The organism is Brevibacillus sp. MS2.2 (genome assembly GCF_013284345.1).
GTDB lineage: Bacteria > Bacillota > Bacilli > Brevibacillales > Brevibacillaceae > Brevibacillus > Brevibacillus brevis_C.
Genome location: NZ_JABSUZ010000030.1, coordinates 1 through 24,608, shown reverse-complemented (window position 1 = coordinate 24,608; position 24,608 = coordinate 1). Strand labels below are relative to the sequence as shown.

At 48.0% G+C, this 24,608-nt stretch carries 24 protein-coding genes; 11 read left to right on the top strand and 13 right to left on the bottom strand.

Annotated elements, in window-relative coordinates; all coding sequences use genetic code 11:
• Positions 1-7: 7 nt before the first annotated feature.
• Positions 8-1,828, bottom strand: a complete 1,821-nt coding sequence (locus HP568_RS22350; RefSeq protein ID WP_173630266.1) for a hypothetical protein — start codon at positions 1,826-1,828, stop codon at positions 8-10.
• 331 nt (positions 1,829-2,159) lie between these two features.
• On the opposite strand from HP568_RS22350, the gene HP568_RS22345 reads away from it, so the two are divergent.
• On the top strand, positions 2,160-2,654 hold the full coding sequence (locus tag HP568_RS22345) for a GNAT family N-acetyltransferase (RefSeq protein ID WP_048031355.1): 495 nt from the start codon (positions 2,160-2,162) through the stop codon (positions 2,652-2,654).
• A gap of 54 nt (positions 2,655-2,708) precedes the next feature.
• On the opposite strand, the gene HP568_RS22340 is transcribed toward HP568_RS22345, so the two are convergent.
• Both HP568_RS22340 and HP568_RS22335 read right to left on the bottom strand, forming a co-directional pair.
• Positions 2,709-4,448 carry a sensor histidine kinase gene (locus tag HP568_RS22340; protein ID WP_173630265.1) on the bottom strand — a complete coding sequence of 580 codons (1,740 nt, stop codon included), beginning with the start codon at positions 4,446-4,448 and terminating at the stop codon, positions 2,709-2,711.
• On the bottom strand, positions 4,445-5,161 hold the full coding sequence (locus HP568_RS22335; RefSeq protein WP_048031353.1) for a response regulator transcription factor: 717 nt from the start codon (positions 5,159-5,161) through the stop codon (positions 4,445-4,447). Before HP568_RS22335 ends, HP568_RS22340 begins: the two co-directional genes overlap by 4 nt.
• A 108-nt stretch (positions 5,162-5,269) precedes the next feature.
• Between HP568_RS22335 and HP568_RS22330 the strand changes: the two genes are divergently transcribed.
• From HP568_RS22330 to HP568_RS22320, 3 genes are read left to right on the top strand one after another with little or no spacing between them, the layout of a single operon-like run.
• Entirely contained in the window at positions 5,270-5,983 is a 714-nt protein-coding gene (locus HP568_RS22330; RefSeq protein ID WP_254551415.1) for an ABC transporter permease, read from the top strand.
• On the top strand, positions 5,983-6,903 hold the full coding sequence (locus HP568_RS22325) for an ABC transporter ATP-binding protein (RefSeq protein ID WP_173630264.1): 921 nt from the start codon (positions 5,983-5,985) through the stop codon (positions 6,901-6,903). The genes HP568_RS22330 and HP568_RS22325 overlap by 1 nt, the downstream gene beginning before the upstream one ends.
• A complete protein-coding gene (locus HP568_RS22320; protein WP_048031351.1) occupies positions 6,893-7,090 on the top strand; it encodes a hypothetical protein in 198 nt (65 codons plus the stop codon). The genes HP568_RS22325 and HP568_RS22320 overlap by 11 nt, the downstream gene beginning before the upstream one ends.
• A gap of 288 nt (positions 7,091-7,378) precedes the next feature.
• On the opposite strand, the gene HP568_RS22315 is transcribed toward HP568_RS22320, so the two are convergent.
• Positions 7,379-8,083, bottom strand: coding sequence for an HAD family hydrolase (locus tag HP568_RS22315; protein WP_048031349.1), 705 nt, complete (start codon positions 8,081-8,083; stop codon positions 7,379-7,381).
• A 99-nt stretch (positions 8,084-8,182) separates the two neighbouring features.
• On the opposite strand from HP568_RS22315, the gene HP568_RS22310 reads away from it, so the two are divergent.
• Positions 8,183-8,521 (top strand): hypothetical protein, encoded by a 339-nt coding sequence (locus HP568_RS22310; RefSeq protein ID WP_173630263.1) that lies wholly within the window; start codon positions 8,183-8,185, stop codon positions 8,519-8,521.
• 5 nt (positions 8,522-8,526) lie between these two features.
• Here the strand turns inward: HP568_RS22310 and HP568_RS22305 are convergent, their stop codons facing one another.
• A complete protein-coding gene (locus HP568_RS22305) occupies positions 8,527-8,937 on the bottom strand; it encodes an acyl-CoA thioesterase (RefSeq protein ID WP_173611312.1) in 411 nt (136 codons plus the stop codon).
• A gap of 140 nt (positions 8,938-9,077) precedes the next feature.
• Here HP568_RS22305 and HP568_RS22300 point away from each other — a divergent pair, with 140 nt between their 5' ends.
• From HP568_RS22300 to HP568_RS22290, 3 genes are all read left to right on the top strand, one after another.
• Positions 9,078-9,533: a DinB family protein gene (locus tag HP568_RS22300; protein ID WP_173630262.1), complete on the top strand. Its 456-nt coding sequence runs from the start codon at positions 9,078-9,080 to the stop codon at positions 9,531-9,533.
• Positions 9,530-10,048 carry a GNAT family N-acetyltransferase gene (locus tag HP568_RS22295; protein ID WP_173630261.1) on the top strand — a complete coding sequence of 173 codons (519 nt, stop codon included), beginning with the start codon at positions 9,530-9,532 and terminating at the stop codon, positions 10,046-10,048. The genes HP568_RS22300 and HP568_RS22295 overlap by 4 nt, the downstream gene beginning before the upstream one ends.
• 146 nt (positions 10,049-10,194) lie before the next feature.
• The gene (locus tag HP568_RS22290; RefSeq protein WP_173630260.1) at positions 10,195-11,154 is read left to right on the top strand and encodes a DMT family transporter; all 960 of its coding nucleotides are present in this window, start codon (positions 10,195-10,197) and stop codon (positions 11,152-11,154) included.
• Between the two features lie 64 nt (positions 11,155-11,218).
• Here HP568_RS22290 and HP568_RS22285 read toward each other — a convergent pair whose 3' ends face one another.
• From HP568_RS22285 to HP568_RS22255, 7 genes are all read right to left on the bottom strand, one after another.
• Positions 11,219-12,238 carry a S66 family peptidase gene (locus HP568_RS22285; RefSeq protein ID WP_173630259.1) on the bottom strand — a complete coding sequence of 340 codons (1,020 nt, stop codon included), beginning with the start codon at positions 12,236-12,238 and terminating at the stop codon, positions 11,219-11,221.
• A gap of 149 nt (positions 12,239-12,387) precedes the next feature.
• Positions 12,388-12,759: a hypothetical protein gene (locus tag HP568_RS22280; RefSeq protein ID WP_048031342.1), complete on the bottom strand. Its 372-nt coding sequence runs from the start codon at positions 12,757-12,759 to the stop codon at positions 12,388-12,390.
• A gap of 155 nt (positions 12,760-12,914) precedes the next feature.
• On the bottom strand, positions 12,915-14,351 hold the full coding sequence (locus HP568_RS22275) for a sensor histidine kinase (protein WP_048031341.1): 1,437 nt from the start codon (positions 14,349-14,351) through the stop codon (positions 12,915-12,917).
• Positions 14,351-15,049 carry a response regulator transcription factor gene (locus HP568_RS22270; protein WP_048031340.1) on the bottom strand — a complete coding sequence of 233 codons (699 nt, stop codon included), beginning with the start codon at positions 15,047-15,049 and terminating at the stop codon, positions 14,351-14,353. Before HP568_RS22270 ends, HP568_RS22275 begins: the two co-directional genes overlap by 1 nt.
• Positions 15,050-15,243: 194 nt before the next feature.
• Positions 15,244-16,578, bottom strand: coding sequence for a branched-chain amino acid transport system II carrier protein (brnQ, locus tag HP568_RS22265; protein ID WP_048031339.1), 1,335 nt, complete (start codon positions 16,576-16,578; stop codon positions 15,244-15,246).
• A 119-nt stretch (positions 16,579-16,697) separates the two neighbouring features.
• Positions 16,698-17,627, bottom strand: a complete 930-nt coding sequence (locus HP568_RS22260; RefSeq protein ID WP_173630258.1) for a DNA-3-methyladenine glycosylase family protein — start codon at positions 17,625-17,627, stop codon at positions 16,698-16,700.
• Between the two features lie 75 nt (positions 17,628-17,702).
• Positions 17,703-18,623, bottom strand: coding sequence for a proline dehydrogenase family protein (locus HP568_RS22255; protein WP_056490409.1), 921 nt, complete (start codon positions 18,621-18,623; stop codon positions 17,703-17,705).
• A 201-nt stretch (positions 18,624-18,824) separates the two neighbouring features.
• On the opposite strand from HP568_RS22255, the gene HP568_RS22250 reads away from it, so the two are divergent.
• From HP568_RS22250 to HP568_RS22240, 3 genes are read left to right on the top strand one after another with little or no spacing between them, the layout of a single operon-like run.
• Complete coding sequence (locus HP568_RS22250; protein ID WP_173630257.1) at positions 18,825-20,555, top strand: sigma-54 interaction domain-containing protein; 1,731 nt, start codon at positions 18,825-18,827, stop codon at positions 20,553-20,555.
• Positions 20,546-21,688 (top strand): winged helix-turn-helix domain-containing protein, encoded by a 1,143-nt coding sequence (locus HP568_RS22245; RefSeq protein WP_048031335.1) that lies wholly within the window; start codon positions 20,546-20,548, stop codon positions 21,686-21,688. Before HP568_RS22250 ends, HP568_RS22245 begins: the two co-directional genes overlap by 10 nt.
• Before the next feature lie 57 nt (positions 21,689-21,745).
• Positions 21,746-23,002: an MFS transporter gene (locus tag HP568_RS22240; RefSeq protein ID WP_173630256.1), complete on the top strand. Its 1,257-nt coding sequence runs from the start codon at positions 21,746-21,748 to the stop codon at positions 23,000-23,002.
• On the opposite strand, the gene HP568_RS22235 is transcribed toward HP568_RS22240, so the two are convergent.
• Positions 22,974-24,092, bottom strand: coding sequence for a PQQ-dependent sugar dehydrogenase (locus HP568_RS22235; RefSeq protein WP_173630294.1), 1,119 nt, complete (start codon positions 24,090-24,092; stop codon positions 22,974-22,976). The genes HP568_RS22240 and HP568_RS22235 overlap by 29 nt on opposite strands.
• Positions 24,093-24,608 lie beyond the last annotated feature (516 nt).

The window sequence follows — 24,608 nt, the reverse complement described above, 5'->3', positions numbered from 1 at the left end:
CCCTCCCTTAATTCACTCTTGTTTTTGTTAACACGTTCCCGTTTTCATCGTAGGTAATCTCGATGATCAAAGACCCGTTTTCGTAAATGTGCGTCAGTTGATTCCGGTTATTGTAGATGTATTGGGATGACCCGTTGCTTGCTTTATCGATAAAATCAAACTGAAACGGATTGCTCACAAGACTGGCAGTCGCACCGACGACTTTCGCAGGATTAATGGTTACGGTTGCGTTCGATACGTCATTGACGTTCGCATGATTGGTTGCCTTGCCTGTAAATGCGATCAAAATTTGCGTGTTACTTACCCTCGTAACTTGAATCCCTAAGCCAGGGGGTAAATTATTCACGCTTACCCCAGTAGACATGTTTTGAACGAATGTTCCGTTAGTAAGAGTGACAATCTGTGTGGCTGTGATGGTTCCATCATTGATCGAGCTTTCCTGAATAACCGATGTGTCTACAGTAATCGTTGGGATCGCTGGTGAATCCAAGCTCGCACTCAGCCTGACAAAAGAGAAATCATCACTGTATGCCCAAAGCACAACATAGACAGGTTCTCCGGCTGTTACATTCATCTGGATCTCAGAAAACAGCGACTCTCCGTTGTCATCATTCGTTGCAAGCTGATTGGACAAATTCTCGTCCGCATACAGTTCGAGAACGGTATCCACAACCATATCCCCGCCACCAAAAGGACCCGTGGAGAATTTTACATTTCCCGAGACTTGCGGAGTAAATTTGTACACATTTCTGGAGACGCCCTCTAACGTAACGTCCAGTGGTTTGTTCGTCGTCAGTTCAGGATAAGAAAGCGGATCGAGATCAGCCTGAATTCTTGCATGAACATTTTCACCAAATGCACCCAGCTTGACATAATACGGTTGGCCACCAACCAAAAATTGCGTGACTTCCGAGAAGCGTGTCAGATCGGAAGCATCATCATTATTGGCAAGCAAATTCGTAAGACCCGAATCGGAATACAGTTCGATCACTGTGTCGTTTTCGGGCCCAACATCACCGTATGGTCTTGTATAAATCCGATAGATTCCGTCTGTTGTCGGTGTCAATTGAAAAACCTGCTCGACACCTTCGAGAAGACTGACATCATATGGCTGAAACAGATACAACTGATCTTCCGCCAAACGAAGTTGATACGATTCGTCTGCTGTAAAGCCAAACCCATAGACGACGGGGTAATACCTACTCCCCGCAGTTGCCTGGAACGTGCAAATTTCCTCTTCACCCGTACCATTGGCACTGCTTGCTACTACCTCCCCCAGCTCGTCAAGAACATAAATGTCGTAATCCATAGCAGCAGGTACTTGCAGGCTAACCGTTATCGCAGAAATTTTCTTCGCCTCAAACATATAAAAGTCTTGATCATCTGCGTATGACAAATAGCTTGTGAGTGAATTTCCGATGCTGACTGGGGATGCCTGCGAAATGTCGTCATTCGGCTCATAATGATCGGCCAATGATCGTGTTGCGACGCTTTTCACAGCCAAGGCTTTCACGGTCGGAGGTGTTAATTGTTCCCGTGCCACTTTCAGTTCCGCTTTGTACTTTTCGAGCAGTTCATGCGCCCCGTTTTCTGCTGCTCTTTTGTCCTTCATTCTTGCGAAAAGCTCATTTCTGTCCCGATTCAGCTTTTTGGCCACTTCGTGGTCCTTGTTTTTCACAGAAAGCTTCATGAGCAGATCCCATTCATTTTGATAACGAACCAGTTCATGATCGAATTGCTGGATAGAACGATCTTCCGCCGCCATTGGCAAAGCCTTTTTGATCAACTTGCTGCTTCCTTCGGCAATTGCTGAAATGGGCTGCAGCATGAGACAACAAATCAGGAAAAAAATGAGATGCTTCCTTTTCATAGAATTCTGTACCCCTTTCTTTTGGTTTTTGATTAAACGAAAAAACGAACCATCACACGCAAACAGCCACCCGGCGATTACCAGATGGCTGCTGACTTGCTTCGTATTCATATTTTTCGTTTGACTCTAGTGTAGACTGAATGGGACCTTCCCTTGCGAAATGAACGCTAGTGTTCCATTGTGTAAAGAAATGTCTTCCAATTGTTCCCACAGCCTTTAAAATAGAGTACGCTATTCGTATGTTGGCCTGCGATACGATACAATTTTATGCCAAAAGGAGGCTTCTCCCGTGAACCACACTTTTTCGATAGAACGAGTTCCTTTTGACCAAAAGCACGTTCTGGGGCAATTGTTAGAGCTGTATACATATGACTTCACTGAGTTTGAACCTTTTGAAGTCGATGAAAACGGCTTGTTTGGCTATGACTACTTTGAAGAGTACTGGATCGAACCTGAGCGTCATCCCTTTTTCATCAAAGTCAATGGCAAGCTCGCAGGGTTTGTCCTTGTTCGCATACTCCCCAATACCGATTCAACGACCCACCCGCTTTACTCCATTGCTGAATTTTTTATCATGAAGCGCTACCGTCGACTGGGCATCGGAAAAGCGGCCTCCCATCAAATCTTCAAAATGTTCCCGGGTGCCTGGGAAGTCTTTCAATTGGAAAACAACGTGCCTGCCATCGGCTTTTGGCGTGCCAGCATCCGCGATTACACAGCCAATCACTATCAAGAGCGTCAAGAGGATGGCAAAGTCATACAAACGTTCATGTCTAGACCTTAACAGAAAAAAGCCAAGGGACAGCACAAATCCCTTGGCTTTTAGTAAGAAAACCAACTAGCTGATGACCGCAGGAAACGTCATCACGACAACAGTTCCGCTACCCAGCTTGCTCTCCACCGTAATCTCTCCACCGTGAGCCAAGACGAGCTGTTTGGCGATCGCCATCCCCAGCCCCGTTCCACTGGTGTTCTCTCCTGTATGCCCACCTCGGTAGTATCTTTCGAACAGATTGGCCAATGTCGTCTCATCCATGCCCGGTCCATTATCCGCAATTTTGACCATAAACTGATCGGTTGCAATCGACTGTACCTCTACGAGCAAGTGTGTACCTGCCGGGGTATATTTGATCGCGTTTGTCAAAATGTTGACGATGATGCGGCGAAACCAGATTGGATCGACCTCGGCCCTTAACGATTGGACATTCGCCAAAAATTCGATGTCATGCAAGGACGAGCTCGGATCGTTCACCATATCCACCACAATCCTGCGAATGCTTTCTACGATCGCGACAGGTTGCTTGACCATCGGCAAAGCTTGGTTCTTGAGTCGATAGGTCAAATTCAAATCTTCAATCAGTCCGTTCATGTAGTCTGACTTTTCCCGTATCGTTTTCCCAAATTCGCTGACTTCTTTTCTGTCCCACTCATATTGTTCGGACTCCAAAAAGGTAGCATAACCGTAAATCGAGCTCAGCGGTGTCTTGAGATCATGGGAGAGCCCGGTAATCCATTCCTCTCGCGTCTGCTCGATCTCTTGCTGAAGCTTTTCATTGGAACGCAAGGTTTCACTCAGATGCCGGAGAGCGTCAAACACATCCTTGAACACACGAAATGACTTCTTTTCTTTCCCTCGCCAATTCCTTCCGATTGGTTTTCCTTTTTTCCCGATGGGCTCCTCATAGCGACCTTGGGCCAGTCTTTCCAGCCAATTCACCATGTGCAAGAGCGGCTTGCCTACCCGCCACGCATACCAGCTGCCTGCGAATAGAACGACCAGGATCAAAATCACACCGATCTGAAGGAACGTTTCCTTGACCATGGCATCCTCCGACGTCTCTTGGACACCAGACTGATAGTTTGGATTCGGAGTGCCCACTACGTACGTCAAGTCGCTCTTCGTGTCATATCGACTTGTGATGCGGACAGGAACATTTTTTGCTGTCTCGCCGTTCTGAAGTACTTCCGTCATGTCTAACTGGGCAGAAGCTCTCGGGTGATTCCATTGATGAATGAGTTTCCCCGTATGATCGTATACCAAGTACCATGCCTTTTCTTGGGAAAAGCTTTTGTTCAACGCATCCCATGTCTCTTTGCTGGTTCCCGTTTTTGCTGCAATCAGTCGCTTCATCATTTCTTTTTCTGGAGCGGGTGTTCCATAGAGGATGATCATATTTTCGTCAAATTGGTTTATCACCCAGTGCGTGATGTGATAGGGAGAAGCATCACGGTCTTCTACATAACTAATCCACTCTCCTGGCCCAAATTGGCTGGGAACATCAGCAGGTGTCCGATAGTTGTACAGGATTTTTCCATGCTTGTCGATAATCTGCAACCAGCCTTGATGCCTCGCCACGCTCTGCTCGATTTCCGGTTCGACGCGAACACGCTTCCCCTCGTAATCCATCTTCAATGTCAAATCGGACGCTTCCAGCCTGGACAAATCGACGGCCAACTGCTCGTTCATTATGCGCCAGCCTAACCCCAGCATCGCGATAATCAAAAACAGCAGCAAGATGAGGAGAAACCCGAACAGTTGCCGGACATATTGAAAGATCAGCTTGTTTCGCAAATTCATGACTGTCTTGCCGGACTAACCAGCTTGTAGCCCAGCCCTCTCACCGTAACCAGGAGCTTTGGCTGTCCCGGATTTTCTTCTATGCGCTGGCGCAGCTTGTGAATGTGCACCATGACTGTATTTTCATCAAACATCCCGTACTCGTCTTTCCATACATGATCGTATATTTGTTCTTTCGTAAATACCCGGTTCGGATTCTGGCAGAAAAAGACGAGCAATGAAAATACTTGCGCCGGGCAGTCCACTCGTTCTCCGTTCACGAACAGCTCGGCTGCCTCCAGATTTACTTGAAAACGGCCAAAATCAAAGCGCTTTTCTTCCTGGGCTGGAGCAGATCCCCCCAAGGTTCTGCGCAGATGAGCCTTCATCCGGGCAACGACCTCTAGTGGATGAAATGGCTTCGTTATGTAATCATCCGCTCCATAAGCGAATCCGCTTAATTTATCAAAATCCGTGCCCTTTGCCGTCAGAAAAAAGACCGGTGCCTTTGTTCGCTGGCGCACGGCTCCGCACAGCTCAAATCCATTTTTATCAGGGAGCATGACATCCAGAATCAACAAGTCGTATGTCTTCTCCTCCACGAGACGAATCGCCTCTGCTGCTGTCGTACATGTATCGATCTGGACAAAGCCTTCCTTTTTCAGCACTGTTTGAAGCATCTGCAAAATCGCTTCTTCATCATCTACCAGCAAGATTCTTGCTTCTTTCTCCATATCCGTTCCCTCCCTTGCTGTCATTCATTCTACCATGAGAACCGACGCCAACAAAAAAGATAAGGAAATGGTAAGGTAGCGTTTTAGTAGGGGAAAGGTCTGGCCATTATGATGAAGGAGAAAGGAGCGGATTTACCTATGTGGGCTATTTGCCAACACGAATTTTTTCGGCTATTTAAAAGTATTAAATCGTTAATTACCGTTGCCTTTATCGTAGGCATCTCGTACTTGGTTTCTGATCTCGTCAATCAGGCAGCAAGCTTTCTCCCACAAAAGGAGCTGGCTCAGGGACACGCGCTTGGTATCTTTGCACTCATCATGCTGTTCGGGCCCTTGTTTGTATTCAGCCTGTCTCATGATGTCATAAATCGTGAGCTAGCGGGCAGGACGATTCGCTTTCTCGTCACCCGGACTTCACGCAATCAGATCATTTTGGGGAAATTTCTCGGAGTGGCGTTCTTCTGGTTAACCTGCATGATTATTACGTTTGGCGTCGTTTTCGCCACCGTGCAAACGTTTGACGCCAAGACCTTTTACCTCTGCGTATCCCTGCTTATCTATTGCATCTCGCTGGCGCTGCTGCTCTCGCTCGTGATACCTCGCCCCAGCTACACGATGTTTTTGGGAATTGTGATCGCACTGATCTTGCCAGGTCTCGGGCTGTGGAGTACCTTCTCCAGTCACCCAGCAGCTCCATGGATTAAATATTTGACACCCTTTTCATTTATGGAAAAAGGCGGCGCCTGGACCGGCTTGATTTGGCTCTATGCAGCAGCTTTTCTAATCGCTTCTATGTACTTATTCCGACGGAGGGATTGTTAATGGCAATGATCGAGACCATACAGTTAAACAAGCGCTTTGGCAATCGAACGGTCGTGAATGATGTTAGTCTTACTGTACACAGCGGGGAGATTTTCGGATTCCTCGGTCGAAACGGCGCAGGAAAATCGACCTTTATCAATATGCTGACAGGCATTCTGATTCCGACTGCGGGCACCATTCGCATGTTTGGAGAAGATGCCCATACAGAAGGCTGGAAAAAACGAATTGGCGTACTGCCGGATTACTCCACCTTCTACGACCATTTATCTCCTGCGGAGCACCTGCACTATTTCGCTCAGGTAAAAGGCGTCACACTGACAAAAGAAGAATGCATGCGCATCCTGACAGACGTTGAGCTTGAGGAGCATGCATCCCGCAAAGCCAAAACCTTTTCCTTCGGGATGAAAAAGAAGCTGGGTATTGCCCAAGCATTAGTCGGAGACCCGGAGCTCATCTTCCTTGATGAACCTACTTCTGGCGTAGACGTCGAATCAGCCCTGCATATTCAAAATTTGCTGCGCAAGCTCCATCAACAAGGAAAAACGATCTTCATGACCTCGCACAATTTGAATGAAGTCGAGAAAATCTGTACCCGCATCGCCATCATGAAAAGCGGAAAGATCAGTTCACTCGGCACTCTCGATGAGCTGCAATCTGCCCATCAGGCATGGCGATCTGTGCATGTGCGTCACTCGGCTTTTGCTACGGAGGATTCTGGAAACCTGCGCACCTTTATTGAGTCCCTTGGGCGCAATACGATTTGGGAAGACGGACGTCTATCGATCCAGGTCGATGATGATCAAAAAGTGGCAACCCTCGTTCGTGCTCTTGTCCAGGCGCGCGTGGATATTTATGGCGTGAACGTTGAAGTCCCTTCACTCGAACGAATTTTTATGGGGGAAGAGTCTCATGATGCTTAATCTCGTTTTTGCCCTGCTCCTATCCGGGATGCTGCTTTTCAACATCTCGATAGGAAAAAGCATGACCACCGGAAGTATGTCAATCACAATTGGCCTGATTGTCCTCAATCTCATCTTCTTCATCACAAAGTACAGGAAGAGTCAGCATGAAAAAATGAAAGATCAGGTTAGTAGATACGAACGATAATCAGGCTCATGTAAATGGGGGAAGATTCGCATGGCCAGTAGGTATCTGGAATTCGCCGTTATCCTGACAGGGATTTTGCTGTTTAAAATCTTTTGGGGAAATCTTACACCGGGAGCTATCGGGATTTTAATTGGGCTAATTATTGTTACTCTCATCCTTTTCATGAGAAAACAGTACGCAAAACGCGAGGAACAAAAGAAGCAAGAAAATAGGTAGAAAAAAGCAGCTTGATTGCCACCGAAAACAGCTCGCAAGTTATGCGGCTATGGGGCAATGAGCTGCTTTTTTCTACAAGATTGCGAGAAGCTGATCCAGTCGTTCAATGACAGCGAGTGGCTGATGTTCGGAAGTAGGTTTCTTCCCTCGTGGATTGATCCAGACTGCTGAGAAGCCTGCGTCCATCGCCCCTGCTACATCTGCCTCCCACGTATCTCCGACGAACAGCACCTGCTTGCTCTCAACACCGAGTTTTTCACGAACATGTTCATATATGCGCAGATCAGGCTTATGATGCCCGATAATCTCGGAGAGAAACACCCGTTCCCGCGGAAAATACATAGACAATCCCAACCGCTCCAGCTTGATAAATGCCATATCGACAGGACCATTGGTGACAATCCCTAGTGTATGCTCTTCTGCCAACCTCGCAATAGTAGACTGGACAGTGGCATCTGGCTGGACTGCATCCATACATGCCGCTTGGTAGGCGCGTTGAAAATCGTCTACCTGCTCCGCTTCAATCTGTCGGTTGCAATCAGCCATGGCTCGCTGAAAACGCAGCCTCCTGTATTGCGTAAAATCGTAGCGTTTGGCAATAACATCGACCCACAGATCATCTCCGTGGCGCCGCAGAGCCTCAAGGAATTTCTCTTGGTCTAATTCTGCTGTAAGTGCATGGGTCGCAATCGTCTGCTGCATCCCTTTCTCCCAGCAAGCTGAAAAGTCGAAGAGAGTGTCGTCGAGATCAAATAGGATTGTCGTAAATTTGGACATGGCTGAGTTGCGTCCCCTTCCCTTTTTCTTGCTGTTTTCATTGTGCATATGACTCTGTCTTTTGTTATGATCATTGTAACGGAAAAAGGAGGTGGAAACATGTCTAATGAAAAACTGGATATTTTGATAGAGGGTATGAATGAGTTGCGTCTGATTGCTTATGCTCTTATGGATCGGCAGGACGAATTGGATGCCAAGATGGAAGCTTTGACTATGGAAGTTCACCAGTTAAAAGCCGATGTTGCGGAACTAAAGCAGGATGTCGCCATTTTGAAGCAAGATGTTGCCGAACTAAAGCAGGATGTCGCCATGTTGAAACAAGATGTTGCTGAGTTAAAGGAAGGTCAAGATCGTCATGAGCGTATCTTGGAGACATTGGCGCTGCGTGCTCTTGAATGGAATAATTTCCGCCTCGATTTCATTCGCAAAACATCCTGAAGCCTTTAGCTTTTAGGCAATTCCACAAGCAATGCCTCTTTCAACTCAACTGGCAAAGAAATAGATTGGCGTGTATTCGCATCGATCATGACCATTGTCACATCGGCGTCCGCCACTAATACATCTGCAGCGTTGTACAGCTCCTGGCGGATGACGAAGCTTTTTTCACCCACCTTGACCACTGTCGTAATCGCCGTTACCTCTTCACGCATCTTCAATTCTTTGCGGTAGTTAATGTTTATATTGACCACTACCGGCATGATGGCCCGTCGCCTCAATTCATCCAGCGTAAATCCTTGCTCCCATATCCACTCGAAACGCGCCCACTCCATGTACTCTAAATATTTGGCATTGTTCACATGTCCGATTACGTCAATATCAGTAGATCGAACCGTTAGATGATAGCGATGAGCCATCGTTCTCACTCCTTGTTTTTCTTCAGTATACCGAATTCAGGTAGATGAGTGAACATTCATTCAAAATATTCCGAATGGTCATGCTGTTCTTTCCTGAACTTTTTCCTATAATAAAAATAAACACCAGAAAGGAAGATTGGATGTTCGAACAAGAACTATTGCCGACCTTGCAAACAGCTCGCTCCCGTTATCAGGATGCACTCGTCCAATTGGATGAATCCGAGCTTGGCTGGAAGCTGGCTCCGGGCTCCAATTCCATCGGATTTTTGATTCATCACATCGCAGAAGTCGAATATCGATTCTGTATGATGTTTTTCGGAAGAGCAATCCCGTCCGGCATCACCCTCACTACAATTGGACCTGTACAGGATGAAGGAAACTTTACCGAATTGTCTGCCCTGCTTGCTTTCAAAGATGCTGCCTACCATCACTTGCTGGATTCTCTGGCTGCTCTGCCAAAAGACGCGTGGGACATCCCCTGTGAAGCACCGATTGCGACTTTGACTCCCCGTCAGGCACTCGGTCGTCTGATCTATCATATGGGCTACCACGGCGGGCAGATTGGACTTATCCGCAAATACGGAGGACCTCAATGAGTCTCATTCTGACAGGTGAGCGGCTCATCATTCGCGAATTGCTGCGCGAGGACTTACCCGACTTACTCGCCACCTACAACAGTAATCCAAAGTACAATCAGCTTCGAAACGGCACGAGCACAATAAGTCTTTCTGAACTGCAAGCCGAATATGATGCCACGATAAGCATACCTTCCGGGCATTGGCTCGCTATTACTCGTGAAGGTACAATCATCGGAGTCATCCATATCGTCCTCTCCAGCGAAAACGATTCAAAAAGCTGGATTAGTCTCTTGCTCCTGCATGCTGATTATCAGCAACAGGGCTTTGGAAAAGAAGCAGTGACACTCATGGAAGCCTACTGCATCCAACATGGCAGTCAGCATGTTCATCACGGTGTCATTGCGCATAATGAACCCGCTCTTCTTTTCTGGGGACGGCTTGGCTATGAGCAGTATCGTCAGGTGGAGGCACCAGTCGGTCGTCTGACACAACCGGTGCTGCTGGTAGCCAAGTGGCTAACCCCTACAATTTAAGGAGGTGAACTATATGAACCGTCGCCTTTTTGAAAATGATGTGCCCACCCTCCTCTCCTAGTCGGTGAGGAAGTAGTTCTCTTACTGCCTCCCGGCTACGGAATAACGCTCGAATGATTGATTCATTATTCCGGGAGGGACTTGTTATGTCACAATCACAATGGAAGCAAATGTTTTTGGGGGCTGTCTGCCTGACACTCGCCGCAGCGATCTGGGGCGGTGTTTATGTCGTCAGCAAGGTCGTGTTGGAAGTGATTCCACCGTTCACGCTATTGATTTTGCGCTTTTGCATTGCTTTAGTCGTGTTAGGGGCATTTACCATTGGTCGCAAGGAGCGTGTCGCGAGAAAAGATTATCCTCTGCTGATGGCCATCGCCTTCGTTGGGGTCACGATCTCAATCGCCGCACAATTTCTTGGTACCAAGCTGTCTACTGCCCACATGGGTGCATTGATTACCTCTGCATCCCCTGCCTTTATTGCCATTTTCGCAGTTTGGCTATTAAAGGAGCGCATCCATCTGAAGCAGGCAGCGGGTATTTTGTTAGCGACGATTGGTGTCATCATCGTCATCGGTGTTCCAGATCAAGCTGACGCCCAGTCTTCCCTGGCAGGCAACCTGATTTTGTTCGTAGCAGCGATTAGCTGGGGATTGTATACCGTTCTCAGCAAAAAGGCAACGCAGCGCTATTCGTCCCTGCTAGTCACTACCTACGTAGCATTGTTTGGCATCATCTTTACGAGTCCGCTCATGTTTTGGGAGTTGTCTGTCACGCCTGTCTCCTGGCAATTTGGTTGGGACATATGGGCAGGCGTCCTCTATATTGGGATGATTTCTACCGCAGGTGCTTTTTATTTGTGGAACAAAGGCTTCGAGCTGCTGCCCGCAGGGAGTGGGGCCGGATTCTTTTTTGTTCAGCCCATTGTCGGTGCATTTTTAGGCTGGCTGTTGCTACATGAACATTTGGGTGTTGGCTTTTTCGCTGGTGGCGCATTTATTTTCCTCGGTGTCGCCTTGTCCACTCTGCGTACACGTGAATCGGCCAAAAATAAACGTGAAACGACGGAGGAACATCCTCTCCCCCATTACAACGAGAAGCAAGGCTAAAAATCATGTATGCTTACATGCTACGAGGACTTCCCATTCGTTGGGAAGCCCTCGTTTTTTATGCTTATGGCCGAAAATATTGCCGGACGCTTCCTTTTTCGAAAGATAGCTCCACTTCAGCAAATGCGCCATTAATAAACGTGATTTGTGGCGGCATATGCCCACAATCTACATCGTAGAGAACAGGGACTTGCAGCTCACAAGCCAGCTCCTGATAGACATCTTCCACGGTGTAGCCGTCGACCGCCTGATTCGCTGGACTGCGCCCAAACATGATCCCCGCACAATGATCGAACCATCCGGCCAGCTTCATTTGTACCAAAGATCTGCGCTGATCAGTCGCAGATAGCTCACAGTTTTCCAAATACCAGATGATCGCTTCATTCCCGATCTGTTCTCTTTGAAACGTTTGCACGTCCCCATACGGTGTGCCGATCACATGCCGAAGGATATCGATACAGCCACCAAGTAGCCGTCCCTGCATGTTTACGTGGGGAGTAGTCTCTGTGGTTTTCCATACAGTCGGTTCCGTCAGGTGAAAGATATGCGGCGAAGGATTCGCATGCTGCCATTCCTTTTGATACATCGGGGAAGAGTACTGCAAAACCGACTCGCCCTTTTGCGTGGACAGAACCGTTTCCCACATGGCCGTCGTCTCATCCATATGTGCTCCACGCAAATCCACCAGATTCGTGCCATGGGCCGTAGCCATCCCCGTTTTTAATGTAATCGCAAACAACAGCACACTCACATCTGAATAGCCTAACACCCATTTTGGTTGCATGGACTGGAAATCAAGCTTGTCTAAAATCTCAATCAGCAGCTCGCCACCCCAGGGAGGGATGATGATATCGACGTCTTCATCTTGCATCAGGGCGTTGAATTCGGCTGCGCGATTTGTGGCAGGAGCTGACTTGGCTTTTTCCTGTGTCCAGACTGTATCTTTGCAAACAATGGAATACCCCCTGCTCTCCATACGACTACATGCCAGCCTGATCAATTCATGCAAATACTCTGGTACACCAGATGATGGCGCAGTTACCCCTATAGTAGCGCCGTTTTTTAACGATGGATACGTGATCATGCTTCTCCCTCCCGCTCACTATGTATGTTTTTGGATAATCATACCATGAAATAGAACAAAAAAAAGACGGCCTATAGCCGTCATCAAGGTATATAAAACGGGAGGGAAGTAGAGGAGTTCAAACGAACGTGTTTCCGGTTCGTGAATGATTACTTCTTGCTGGCGTCAGTCGTTGTAGACTGTCCAGTGGAACCACTGCTTTCGGTTCCCGCAGCACTAGGTGATCCAGTGCTGGTACCTGCATCAGAATTAGCATCTGTCGCAGGTGCTACCGTAGACGAACCTGTGTCCTTCGATGCATCAGAACTGCCCGTAGAAGCATCCGTTGTAGACTGATCTTGCGAAACCGAGCTATCGGTCGATTGTCCGCTATCAGAAGTGGAGGACCCCGGAGCGGTTTCGCTTGTCGTGCCCTCTGGTTGTGTCGCCGGTTCAGGAGTTCCTGTTGTGTTAGAGCAGGCAACCAAGCTGCCAGACAGGAGTAATGCGACAGTGGCAATGGAGAGCCATTTTTTGTTCATGTTCATTCCCCTTTCATTCCTTGGCTTCGTGACCTTCTCGCTGTCACACCTATATCGTAACGGTTAAAGATAACCATTCTGTAAGGAAAGTAGGAAAAAACGATGATCAAAATATGAAAAAAGTATGACCATGATCATTTTGATCGGATCATGATTTAGTTCTCCGGCTTAATCCTTGGAAGCCATATCGTAAAAGTACTGCCCTTCCCAGGCGTGCTATCCACTCTGCATTTGCCATCATGCAGCTCTACCAGCTCTTTTACAATGGCAAGTCCAAGCCCTGTCCCTTTATTGTTCTTGGAACGTCCCCGATCCACTTTGAAAAAACGTTCCCAGATGCGATCCAGATCATCTGCTGCAATTCCCATCCCTGTATCGATCACTTGAATCTGGACGTATTCCTCTTCCAGCGAAGCGCGCATGCGAATTTCACCCGCAGCCGTAAACTTGAGTGCATTCTTCACCAGATTTTTCAGAATTTGCGCGATCCGGTCCTTGTCGGCATAAATTCGCGGCAGCTCGTCCTCTACCTCTACCTCCAAGCGAAGCCCTTTTTCCTCTGCTTCTGGATGGAAGGAAAAAGCAACCCGATTCATGACATCTGCCACATCGACAGGGAACTTGGCCAGATTTACTTCATTGTTCTCCAGCTTCATCAAGTCCATCAGGTCATCCACCAAGCGGTTCACTTGCATCGTTTCGGTGTACATCACAGCGTAATACTTCTGCCGCGCCTCTTCTTCCTCTACCAAGCCGTCTTGCAACGCCTCGAGAAAACCTTGGATCGCGGTGAGAGGTGTACGCAATTCATGGGAGACATTCGCCAAAAAATCATTGCGCACTTGCTCTAGATGATGACGCTCCTGCTCTACCTTCTCCAGCTTCTGTGCCATCGTATTGATCGTTTGCGCCAAGTCGCTAATCTCATCAGACGTATCGACCTGGACGCGCTCTGCATAATTCCCGCGACCAATTTCAGCCGCTGTTCTCTCAATTGTTCGCAATGGGCGGGAGATTGACCATGACAAATACGAAACCATGATCGTAGAAAGAAGCACCCCAAATAATGTCGCCCACAGAATCGATTCGCGCATTTGACCAAAGGTTTTCTCAATTCCTTCAATCGGCGCATGCAAAATAATTCCGCCATAGACGTTTTCGCCCTCGCCCCACGGGACGGAGACCGACAACATCGGGTCATCCAGACCTTCGATTTGCAGCTCGGTTACCGCGCTTTTTCCGTTCAGCACGTTACCCGCGATGGAAACTGCCACGGACTTGCCCGTAAGCATCTCATCCTTCATCGAAGTCGCGACAATTTTTCCTTCCGTATCAAATAGCCAGATGCGAGTATCAAATGACTCGTCCAGCATCGCCAGCTTGTCCAAGAGCTTTTTGTTTACTTCATTGCTGTTATGAATAGCGGCATTTACTTTTTTGGCCATCCGCAAAAGCTCTTCTTCTTTCGCGTTGTAAATATACTCTTTCGTAAAAAAGGAGAGAACGATCCCTGTAATCCCCAACCCTACCAAAACGGTAGCCAAAAAGCTGACCAGCAGTCTGCGGTAGATACTTTTCGACATGCCTAGCATCAGTTATCCACCCCAAACTTGTAGCCGATCCCCCAAACCGTTTGAATGCATTCATAAGGGAGCTTGTCTAAACGCTGTCTGATCTTTTTAATATGAACATCGATCGTTCGAACATCGCCAAAATAATCAAAGCCCCACACTTGTTCCAGCAATTGCTCTCGTGACCAAACACTTCCCGGCGATTTGACGAGTTGAACAAGCAGATCAAACTCCTTCGGGCGAAAGCTCACTTTTTCCCCGGCAACGATCACTTCCCGTTTATCCAGATCGATCGTTAATTGATCAAAAACAAAAGTCCGAAGCACTGCCTCATCTTCTACTTTTGGCTTTGGCTGTAATCTGCGCATAATCGCACGGATACGTGCAACGATCTCACGTGGACTAAACGGCTTCGTTACGTAATCATCCGCTCCGAGCTCCAATCCGAGTACACGGTCAAACTCCTCATCCTTTGCCGTCAGCATAATAATCGGCGTATCCCACTTCTTGCGGATTTCCCGGCATGCTTCAAAGCCGTCCAACTGCGGCATCATCACATCGAGAATGACCACATCCGGCTGTTCCTTTTCCATCATCTCAAGAGCTTCTCGTCCATCTGTTGCTGCGATGAGCTCGATTTGTTGTTTTTCAAAATAAAGGCGAATAATTTCGCGTACGTTTGGATCGTCATCGGCAACCAAGACTTTCATCGTGGACATAGCCAATAACCTCCCTTCTTTCAAAACGACATAGAATGAAACATGCCGTTCAGACAATTTACGTTTTTCCATGGTAACATAGATCACCCGTGTTGTGGACGGATAGAAGTCCTATCGAGCTGGTAAAAGCAGGACAAAAATTGTTTGCGACAATAAAAAAGCGAGTGGACCTATAGCCCACCCGCTCATATTTTTCACTTCGTTTCTCTTACAATCGGGACACTGCGTGTGAGGCTAGCCCACAGCAACCCTAACAGTGCGCCTACAAAAGCTGGCACCAGCCAACCAATTCCTACTTTGTACAGTGGCAATTGTTCCAAGATTGGCGTCAGCGAGTCGATAGACAATCCAAGCTGGGAAGCACCATCCAACAGACTGATGACAGCCGTTGCCGTGATCGCGCCAACGTATACGGCACGATGTCCATTAAACATCCGATCACAAAACGTCAGCAGCATCAGCACGATCGCCAGCGGATAAATCGCCATTAAGACAGGCACAGAGAACGTAATCAGCTGCGTCAAGCCTACGTTTGCTACCGCAGCACTGAACACGCACAGGATCACAGCCATTTTCTTGTAGGAAATGCTAGGAATACGACTCGAGAAAAATTGACTGCACGCAGTGACGAGCCCAACTGAAGTAGTGAGGCAAGCAAGCGTAACAGCTGCTCCCAGCAAGAGCGAACCTAATGGACCGAACAGTTGGTGCACGACCCCGGTTAAAATTTGTCCACCATTTTCCGATTTCGCAAACGAAACACTCGTCGCGCCCAAATAGCTGAGAGCAAGATAGACAAGTCCAAGACCGGTAGCGGCGAGAATGGCTGCTTTGATCGTGGACCACATCACTTTTTTGCGGTCAATGATGCCTCTAGCCTGAACAGCCGTTGTTACTACCAGACCAAATACCATTGCAGCTAATGCATCCAGCGTCAGATAGCCTTCGACAAAACCCTTGAAGAACGCAGTATCCTGATACGCACCTGTCGGTTGTCCCACTTCACCCAAAGGAGAAATTAGTGATTTGACAAACATCAGACCAATGATGATCAAGAGAGCAGGTGTCAAAATTTTACCAATTCGATCCACCAGCTTGCTCGGGTTCAGACTCAACCAAAACGTGATGGCAAAATAGATGACGGTAGTCACAAAAAGCGGAACCCAACTGTCTTTCATGGATTCAGACAAATATGGCAGCACGCCCATTTCAAAGGTTACTGTACCTGTCCGCGGAATCGCCATGAATGGCCCAATCGACAGATAAACAATAAAGGTGAATACGACTGCAAACAGCGGATGCACTCTTGTTGCCAACGTTTGCAAGTTACCGCCAGCCAAGCCAACCGCGATGATGCCCAGTAAAGGCAGACCTACACCGGTAATCAAAAAGCCGACCATTGCGACCCAAACATTATCTCCTGCAGCTTGTCCCAGTGCAGGCGGGAAAATCATATTCCCTGCTCCAAAGAATAGGGCAAACAGCATCAAACCAATTGTAATTGTTTCTTTCGTAGAAAGTTCTTTCATATGAATCCTCTCAATATTATTTAATAAAATAAAATTTTCATTAGTATAACTTAAAATTTACTCACTATTCAACCTTTAATTTTTTAAAATTATTGAACTTTTGTTAAAAATGAAAGTTTTTACAGGTCAAATACCTCTTTTCTCTTGATCGCCCCCACTGCTTCCCATACGTACAGACAATAGATACTGCGCCATGGAGCCCACTTTTCCCCTAGCTTGCGAATGTCGTTTTCATTTGGCTTCGAGTTCATTCCATAGAGGTGAACAATTCCATTTCGCAAACCGATATCAGCAGCGGGCAACAAGTCTGGACGCCCCATCCCAAACATGAGCAGGCACTCTACCGTCCACCGTCCAATTCCTCGTAGTGAAGTGAGGTAAGTAATGATTTCCTCGTCCTTCATTGTCCATAGTCTTTCCAAATCTACCGTTTCATTCACAATGGCACGGGCAAAATCGATAATATACTCTGCTTTTCGCTGACTAAATTGCAGCGTACGCAAATCCTCCACAGTCAATCTCGCTACCGCATCAGGAGTCGGAAAAGCGATGATGCCCTTGCCGTTTGCGTTTTCTACTGGGTCGCCAGCCAGTGTAACCAGCCTCTCGGTCAAATTGGCTGCAAAGGTCAAATTGATCTGCTGCCCGATAATGGTCTTGACCATGCATTGAAACAAATCGGCATCCAGCATAAGACGAAGACCGCGAAACCGCTCAGTCAGGATGGCAAGTTCCTTTTCCTCCCTCATCTGCTCGTAAATAACGGGTAGATCCAAATCAACACTAAAAGTACGGCGGATCATTTTTTCTAGCAACTGCTGGTCTGTCGTGGACAAAATCGCCTCTGTCTCGTAGCGCAATGCGGGTTCTTCCAAGCTGCCCTCAAATTGCATATGGACCAGAACTGGCCGTAAGCCGATACGAAAGACGCGCTGTAGACTATTTTTTTCTTTATTCACACGTATCTGCGTATCTGGATGTGTCTCAAGACGCCGAAGCAACCGGTCAAAAGAATACGGGGGAGTAAGCGAAATACTCCAACAATTCACAAGACTCTCACCTTTCCAGATAAAATAAAAACCTCCGGAGAATCCTCCGAAGGTGTCAAGTATACTTCGCAAAACTTATTTCGTAAACATCCCTTTGAGAACAAATTTTACGTTTGCCGGACTTTCTGCCAAACGGCGCATGAAATATCCATACCAGTCGTTTCCGTACGGTACATAAACACGCATTTTATAGCCTTCGCGAGCCAAGTCAATTTGGGACTGTGTGCGAATACCATACAACATTTGGAATTCAAACTGTGTGCGCGGGATGTTGTGTTCCTTTTCCAGCTTTTTCACAAAATCAATAATGTTGTCATCATGAGTTGCCACAGCAGCGTACCCACCGTTCAACAGATGCTGCTTGATGATTTTTTTGTAGTTCTCATCTACATCTGGCTTGTTCGGGTAAGCGACTTCAGGAGATTCCTTGTAAGCTCCTTTTACGAGACGGAAGTTCACTTTTTTGTCCTTCAGGCTGTCGATATCGTCCGATGCTTTGTAGAGATACGCCTGAATTACGGTTCCTACGTTGTCGTACTCTTGTAGTAATTCGTTCAAAATCTCCATGGTCACGTGATTGTGTGCGTAGTCCTCCATGTCGATACGAACGAAAATGTTTCCGTTTTTCTTAGCCGAATCCAAAATGCGTCTCATGTTGTCCATGCAGAGCTCACGGCTGATATCCAGACCAAGCGAAGTCATTTTCAACGAAAGATTGCAATCGACACCGGATTGGTGGATCGCTTCCAGCGTTTTGATGCAATAGTCAGCAGACTCGTTTGCTTCCTCTACGCTGAATACGAATTCGCCCAGATGATCCAACGTGCACACAAGACCTTGCTGGTTCAGCTTGCGTACGGCGTTAATTGCCTCCGCAATGGTTTGACCGGATACAAAGCGACTCGCTCCAAAGCGCAGACCCCACTTTTTCGCGGCAGAATTTAAGGTTTTGTTTTTGGATAAAAATAGAAAGAAATCCTTCATAGCTTGTTCCATCGTTGACTGTCTCCTCCTCAACGTACTCTGTCCACTTCTACTAGCATGAATCGTGCCAACTTATTCTCGTAAGCGCTACCGTGATGTCTATACGACGCATTCAACACATATGTACATTGCGTGTCTATTCTTGTACACTTTTGATTAGATGTACAACAGGAACGATCCCTTTGCCTGTTAGTTTGGATAAGAGGTGACGATTTGAAACCGTTATTTTCGTTGGACAGTACGCTCTCTTCCTTTGCGATTCCGCTTCCACCCGATATTGTCAAAATACGCACAGGTGAAACTGTAGGTGAATGGGTTGATAAAGAACGAAAGGGCAAAGTAGTCATCGTCTCGCCTACAACCACGCTCGAACAATCTATCAGCCACATTCTCGCTGGTACAGGCATTTCTGATCTGCCGGCATTCATCATCGTGGATGAACAAGGGACTCCGACGGGAATGGTTGAGCCCTACCAGCTCATGACTGCCTTTGTCGTGTTGACCCAAAATCAGTCTGCCCTGCTCAGTACCTTGATGGATACGATGAGTGAGGCTGTCACGATTGTGGACTCCCGCAACGTTGTCCAACACTGGAATCGGGCAGCAGAAACGATTTATGAAATCGATCGCGAGCAAGTCGTCGGCACTTCTCTCGATGAGCACTTCGCGAGTGAATCAATCCGCCTGCTCGATGCGCTACGTCAAGGGACATCTGTACAACGTGTCTATCATATTCCTCGTCCTGATAGTCATGTACTCATTAATGCGGCACCGATTCGCCGCGAAGGTGAGATTATCGGCGCGATTTCTATTGAACAGGATATTACCGAATTGGTTCGTCTCAATGAAGAATTAGCACATACGACGGCTCATCTCCACAATTTGCAGCAAGAGATGAGTCGGTTTCAGGCAGCAGACGATCCTTTTTATGCGATCAAAGGGCATTCCGCCTCGATTCAATCCGCTATTGGTTCCGCAAAAAAAGTGGCGCAGACGGATGCGACTGTGCTGATTTACGGAGAAAGCGGCGTTGGGAAAGAGCTGTTTGCCAAAGCGATTCATCAGGCAAGTCGCCGACATGAAAAACCCTTTATTGCGATCAACTGCGGTGCCATTCCTGCTGCTCTGTTCGAAAGTGAGCTGTTTGGCTATCAAGGCGGTGCTTTTACCGGAGCTGAGAAAAAAGGCAAGCCTGGCAAGCTGGAGCTAGCGCATGGCGGGACACTTTTCCTCGATGAAATTGGGGAGCTGCCGCTAGAGTTGCAGGTCAAGCTGCTTCGCGCCTTACAGGAACGACAGTTTTACCGCGTAGGCGGAACAGAGCCGATCACCGTCAACACACGGATTGTAGCGGCGACCAACAGACAGCTAGAGCAAATGGTTGCAGACGGGCGTTTTCGCGAGGACTTGTATTATCGGCTGAACGTCTTTTCTCTGGAAATACCGCCGCTGCGCGAACGACGAGAAGATTTGCCAGAGCTCGTGCAAATTTTCATTCATGAGTATTCGGTCGCCCATGACCACTCCGTACCACGCATCTCTCCCGAGGTCATGCAAGCGTTGTTCGAGTACACTTGGCCGGGGAACATCCGACAGCTTCGCAACGTTATCGAACGTCTGTCGATCCTGCAAGAAAACGGCGTTATTTTGCCTGAGCATCTGCCGTCTGTCATACGCAGTCACACCGAACCCACATACGTCTCTGTACTGACACCGACTGGGGGAACGTATGCGCCGCCGACTCCGACACCGCCGACAATTATACGTCCTTCGATTGCGTCCCCTACTCCACCTGCAAACGAAAAAGAGCGCATTCTGGCAGCGTTGGAGCGCACCTACGGCAACAAAAAAGCAGCAGCCGAGCTGCTCGGCGTATCTCGTGGCACCCTTTACAATAAAATGAAGAAGTTCAATATAAACGAGGAGTCTTTCAAATGGGATTGATAACATGGTCCGATGATACGTATCAAATCCATTATGCTGGCGAAACGATTGTCCTTTTGCCAAAGGAATTCGCCTTGTTTCAATTTCTGTACACGTGGAAAAACCGGGCCTTTTCAAGAAGTGACCTGCTGGATCGCGTCTGGCCGCTGGAAGAGCCTACTGACCGTACTGTCGACGATCACATTTACCGTTTGCGGAAAAAACTGCAAAAGTGGTCACATCTGCTCACGATTGATACGGTCCGAGGAGTCGGCTATCGGCTTACGCTAAAAGAGCAGCAATCGCCTAGTCCATCGGCATTAAACAGTGATTTCTCCGAGAACATCCAGAAGATGCTAACCACCTACCACGGCATGGGGATGGGGGCAGCATTGCAGACACTCTATGCGAATCAGCAAGTTCTTGGCTTCCAGATGGACTCTTTTTATGCTACCTATTTGCGGTTTGTTGCCGGTGACTTCGGCTGGTTTGTCGAGGATAAAACTCCCCCCATTTCCGACAAGCTGTTTTATTTGTTCCATTTATACCATATGACAGAAATTGACTCGCAAAAAACATTAGACATTTTACAATGGGCTCTGAAAAACGCGAAAAGTATGCCTAAAAATTATCAGGATGAGATGCAAATCACCGCAATCAGTGTCTACGCCCAAGCCAAAGAATGGGAGCAAGCAAAAAAACAAATGCTTCCTGCCAGAGAGATTGTTGAGCGAGTCAATTCACCCGGCTTTCAACTCTTTTTTCAAGCGGAAGAAGCCCTCTTGTATCTGCTCATGGGTGAGGTTGACGAGGCTGAGAAAGTCATTCAACACTCTGAGGTGATCTTGCAAGAACTCCCTATGCAGCGTGAGCTCGGCAGCTTTACCATTACACGCGGTCTTTGTCTGTACCATCGACAGGAGCTTGCCAAGGCGCGCCGTTTGGTCGATGAAGGTCTGGAGGTCTTACGAAGCACCAAGTTCGTCCCCCATCTCATTTATGGCACACAAATGATCTTGTTGTTCTTGAAAGACTTCGGCTACGATCCAGAATGGGAGCGCAAATACCAGAAAATGTGGGCGAAATTATCCGAAGAGTACCAGTTCGACTACTTGCAGAAAAAGATTCTTGCCCTCATCTCATCAACTATCTGATATTCCTCTGACAAATCCCTTTTATCATCGAGGTAACAGATCGATGGAGGGATTTTTTTGTTAAAAGAAAATAGAACGTTTCGCACGCTGTTCATCTCTTACGGACTGTCTACGCTCGGCGATTGGTTTGATTTTATTGCGGTATCCATCCTGTTGGGGTTTGTGTGGAAGGTTGATCCGATGACGATGGCTCTCCTGCCCGTTGCCTATGCGGCTCCAAGCATCTTGCTCGGGCAGTTTGCCGGGGTGCTGGCAGACCGCGTGAATAAGGTACGTATGATCATGACGATGAATATCATTCAGGCTGCTCTCACTTTACTCCTGCTTGCCATGCCTACTCCGTTCTGGTTCCTGGTGGTCATTGCCCTGCGTTCAGGTGCCTCTGTCTTCAATGATCCAGCGCAACAGACCTTGACGCGCCAAATCGTACCTGAGAATCAATTGTTACAAGCCTCTGCCTTGAATGGAGCCGTATACCAGATGGGGAAATTGATCGGCCCACTTGCCGGAGGATTGGTAGCGGCCGTTTTTGCCCCTGCCATTTGTCTGATGATTAATGCTTCGACATTCCTTCTCTCTACTGGATTTCTGTTCATGATTCGTAAAGTGGAGCATACGTTGTCCCGTACATCCGTAGAAGAGCAGCCTCTTCCTTACCGTCAAGCATGGCAAGAGGGCTGGCGCATCTTTTTACAAAACCGTGTCCTGCTGCTCACCACGATCTTCGCAACCGTTACCTCGTTGGCGATTCAGTTGGCGGATACACAGTTTCCCGTGATCTTCCGTGAGAAACTCCCCGACAATCCGGAAATGCTCGGGTTTACAGTTAGTGTCATTGGACTAGGCGCACTAGCCACCGTCACCTGGCTACATCGCTTAAAAGAGATTCGTTCCTACGGTTGGGTGCTGGGCGGTGGCGTTTTGCTCATTGGAATTAGTTTTTCGTGGATTGGATTATTCCAGCCGGGTGATGGCATGTATTGGCTGCTAATTCCCGCTCTATTGGCTGGAGGCGGAACAGGTCTGACTTCGGTCGGTGCCAATTATCTGGTACAAAAAGAAAGCCCCCCGCAAGCACTGGGCCGCGTGAGGGGAATTATCGATTCATTGACGAGCGCCACTTTCATTATTGCTCCGTTGCTCGGTGGCGTCATTATGACCATCTGGGGTCCAAACACTGCTTTTTTATGGGTCGGAATGTTAATCGCTTCGATTGGCGCAGGTGCTGTCCTCTTACAACGATGGATTTGGGGGAAACCAACACAAGACGTGGCTATTGCTTCCGCTACGACTGGATCGGAACGAGTCGGATAATTTTATCGTCCCCTTCTCTCGGATTTCCACGACCATCGCGGTTGTTGGTTAACAAATAGAGTGAACCGTCTTTTCCTTCGATCACATCGCGCAATCGTCCGAACTCGTCTTGGAACAAAGTTGCAGCCTCCAATACTGTATCCGGTTGAGTAGCGTCTAAGCTAATTTTCTGAAGCTGCTTGCCCCTGAGGTTCGCTACGAGCAGTTGTCCTTTCCACGGCCCTTTGGATACAAACGTCATGCCAGAAGGAGCCCATGTCGTATCACCGCTTTGCAGGAGGGGGGTTTTCATCCCCTCTTTTTGCTGTTCACCAGAAATGACCGGCCAGCCGTAATTGGCCCCCGGCTCGATCCGATTGATCTCATCATGTGCAGTCTGGCCGTGCTCCGAGCTATAGAGTCTCCCTGTATCCGGATACCATGCGATGCCTTGCGAATTGCGATGTCCATAGCTGTATACAGGTGAGCCGGAAAAAGGATTGTCGGCAGGAATGGTTCCATCCAGATTGATGCGCAAAATTTTTCCGGCGAGACTTGCCCGATCTTGTGCAAGCTTCGGCTCGTGCGCATCGCCTGTCGTAATATAGAGACGCTGATCCGGACCGATTTTGATTCGCCCTCCGTTGTGGATCGAGCTTCCCGGGATTTTGTCGAGGAGTACCTTGTCAATCTGTGCTGAGTTGTTTGCTTCTCGTAGTCGCAGGACACGATTGAAAGTAGCCAGTCCCTCTTTGTAAGTATGGTAAATGTACAAGTAGTGGTTATTCGCAAAATCAGGATCGAGCACAAGGCCCAACAGCCCGCCTTCTCCCTCGCTTATAAACGGGGCAGGGAATGAGATGAGCGGCTCCGGCAGCAGCTTGCCTGACTGGATCACACGTATTCTGCCAGGCCGTTCTGTGAAAAAGAAGCGACCGTCCGAGGCTATATCCATCGCCCACGGCACATCTAATTGATCAGCCAATACCTCCATCCGATAGGGAAGAGACTGTTGAGCTGGCTGCGATTCTGTTGCAGGATTCGCCTCGCAGGCCACAACCGGTATACTCAGGATCAAGGTAAGCACACAAAGCATCCATTTTTTCCACATCTCACGTTTTCCTCCCTGCGTGATTTGTTCAGTAGGAACCAGGAAGCATTTTAGACAAATCTTCGCTAGTACACGCTTATGTCCTCTTTTCGCTTCGCAAAAATCTGCTTGGCCCTCCAGCAGTTGTGCCGGGGCCGAAGCCCGGTGACATGTTTTCCAGTCGCCTGTATCCTCTCTACGTTCGGGCGGTCTCCTTCCAAACATATCACCGTGCTTCCACAGCTAAGGTCGTCGTCCTGTTTTTAGATCTTTTTGCTTGGTTTGCCAAGAAGTCTTTTCCGTTTTTTCTGTAGCCGCGTAGGAAGAAGCGGATTTTCAGTCCAAGCGCCTCTGGAGCCCTACTCAGCGAAGGAATGTATGTCGGGGGTTTTCAGCCTCAACCTCTGAAAATTCATCCTCGAACCTCTACTTTTGAGGCGCTCCCGACATTCATTCCGTAGCGGACAGCCCCCGCCTCCGACAGGGCGTAGGCCGAAGCGTAGACTGGAAATCCGCTTCTTCCCCTCACTACACCCC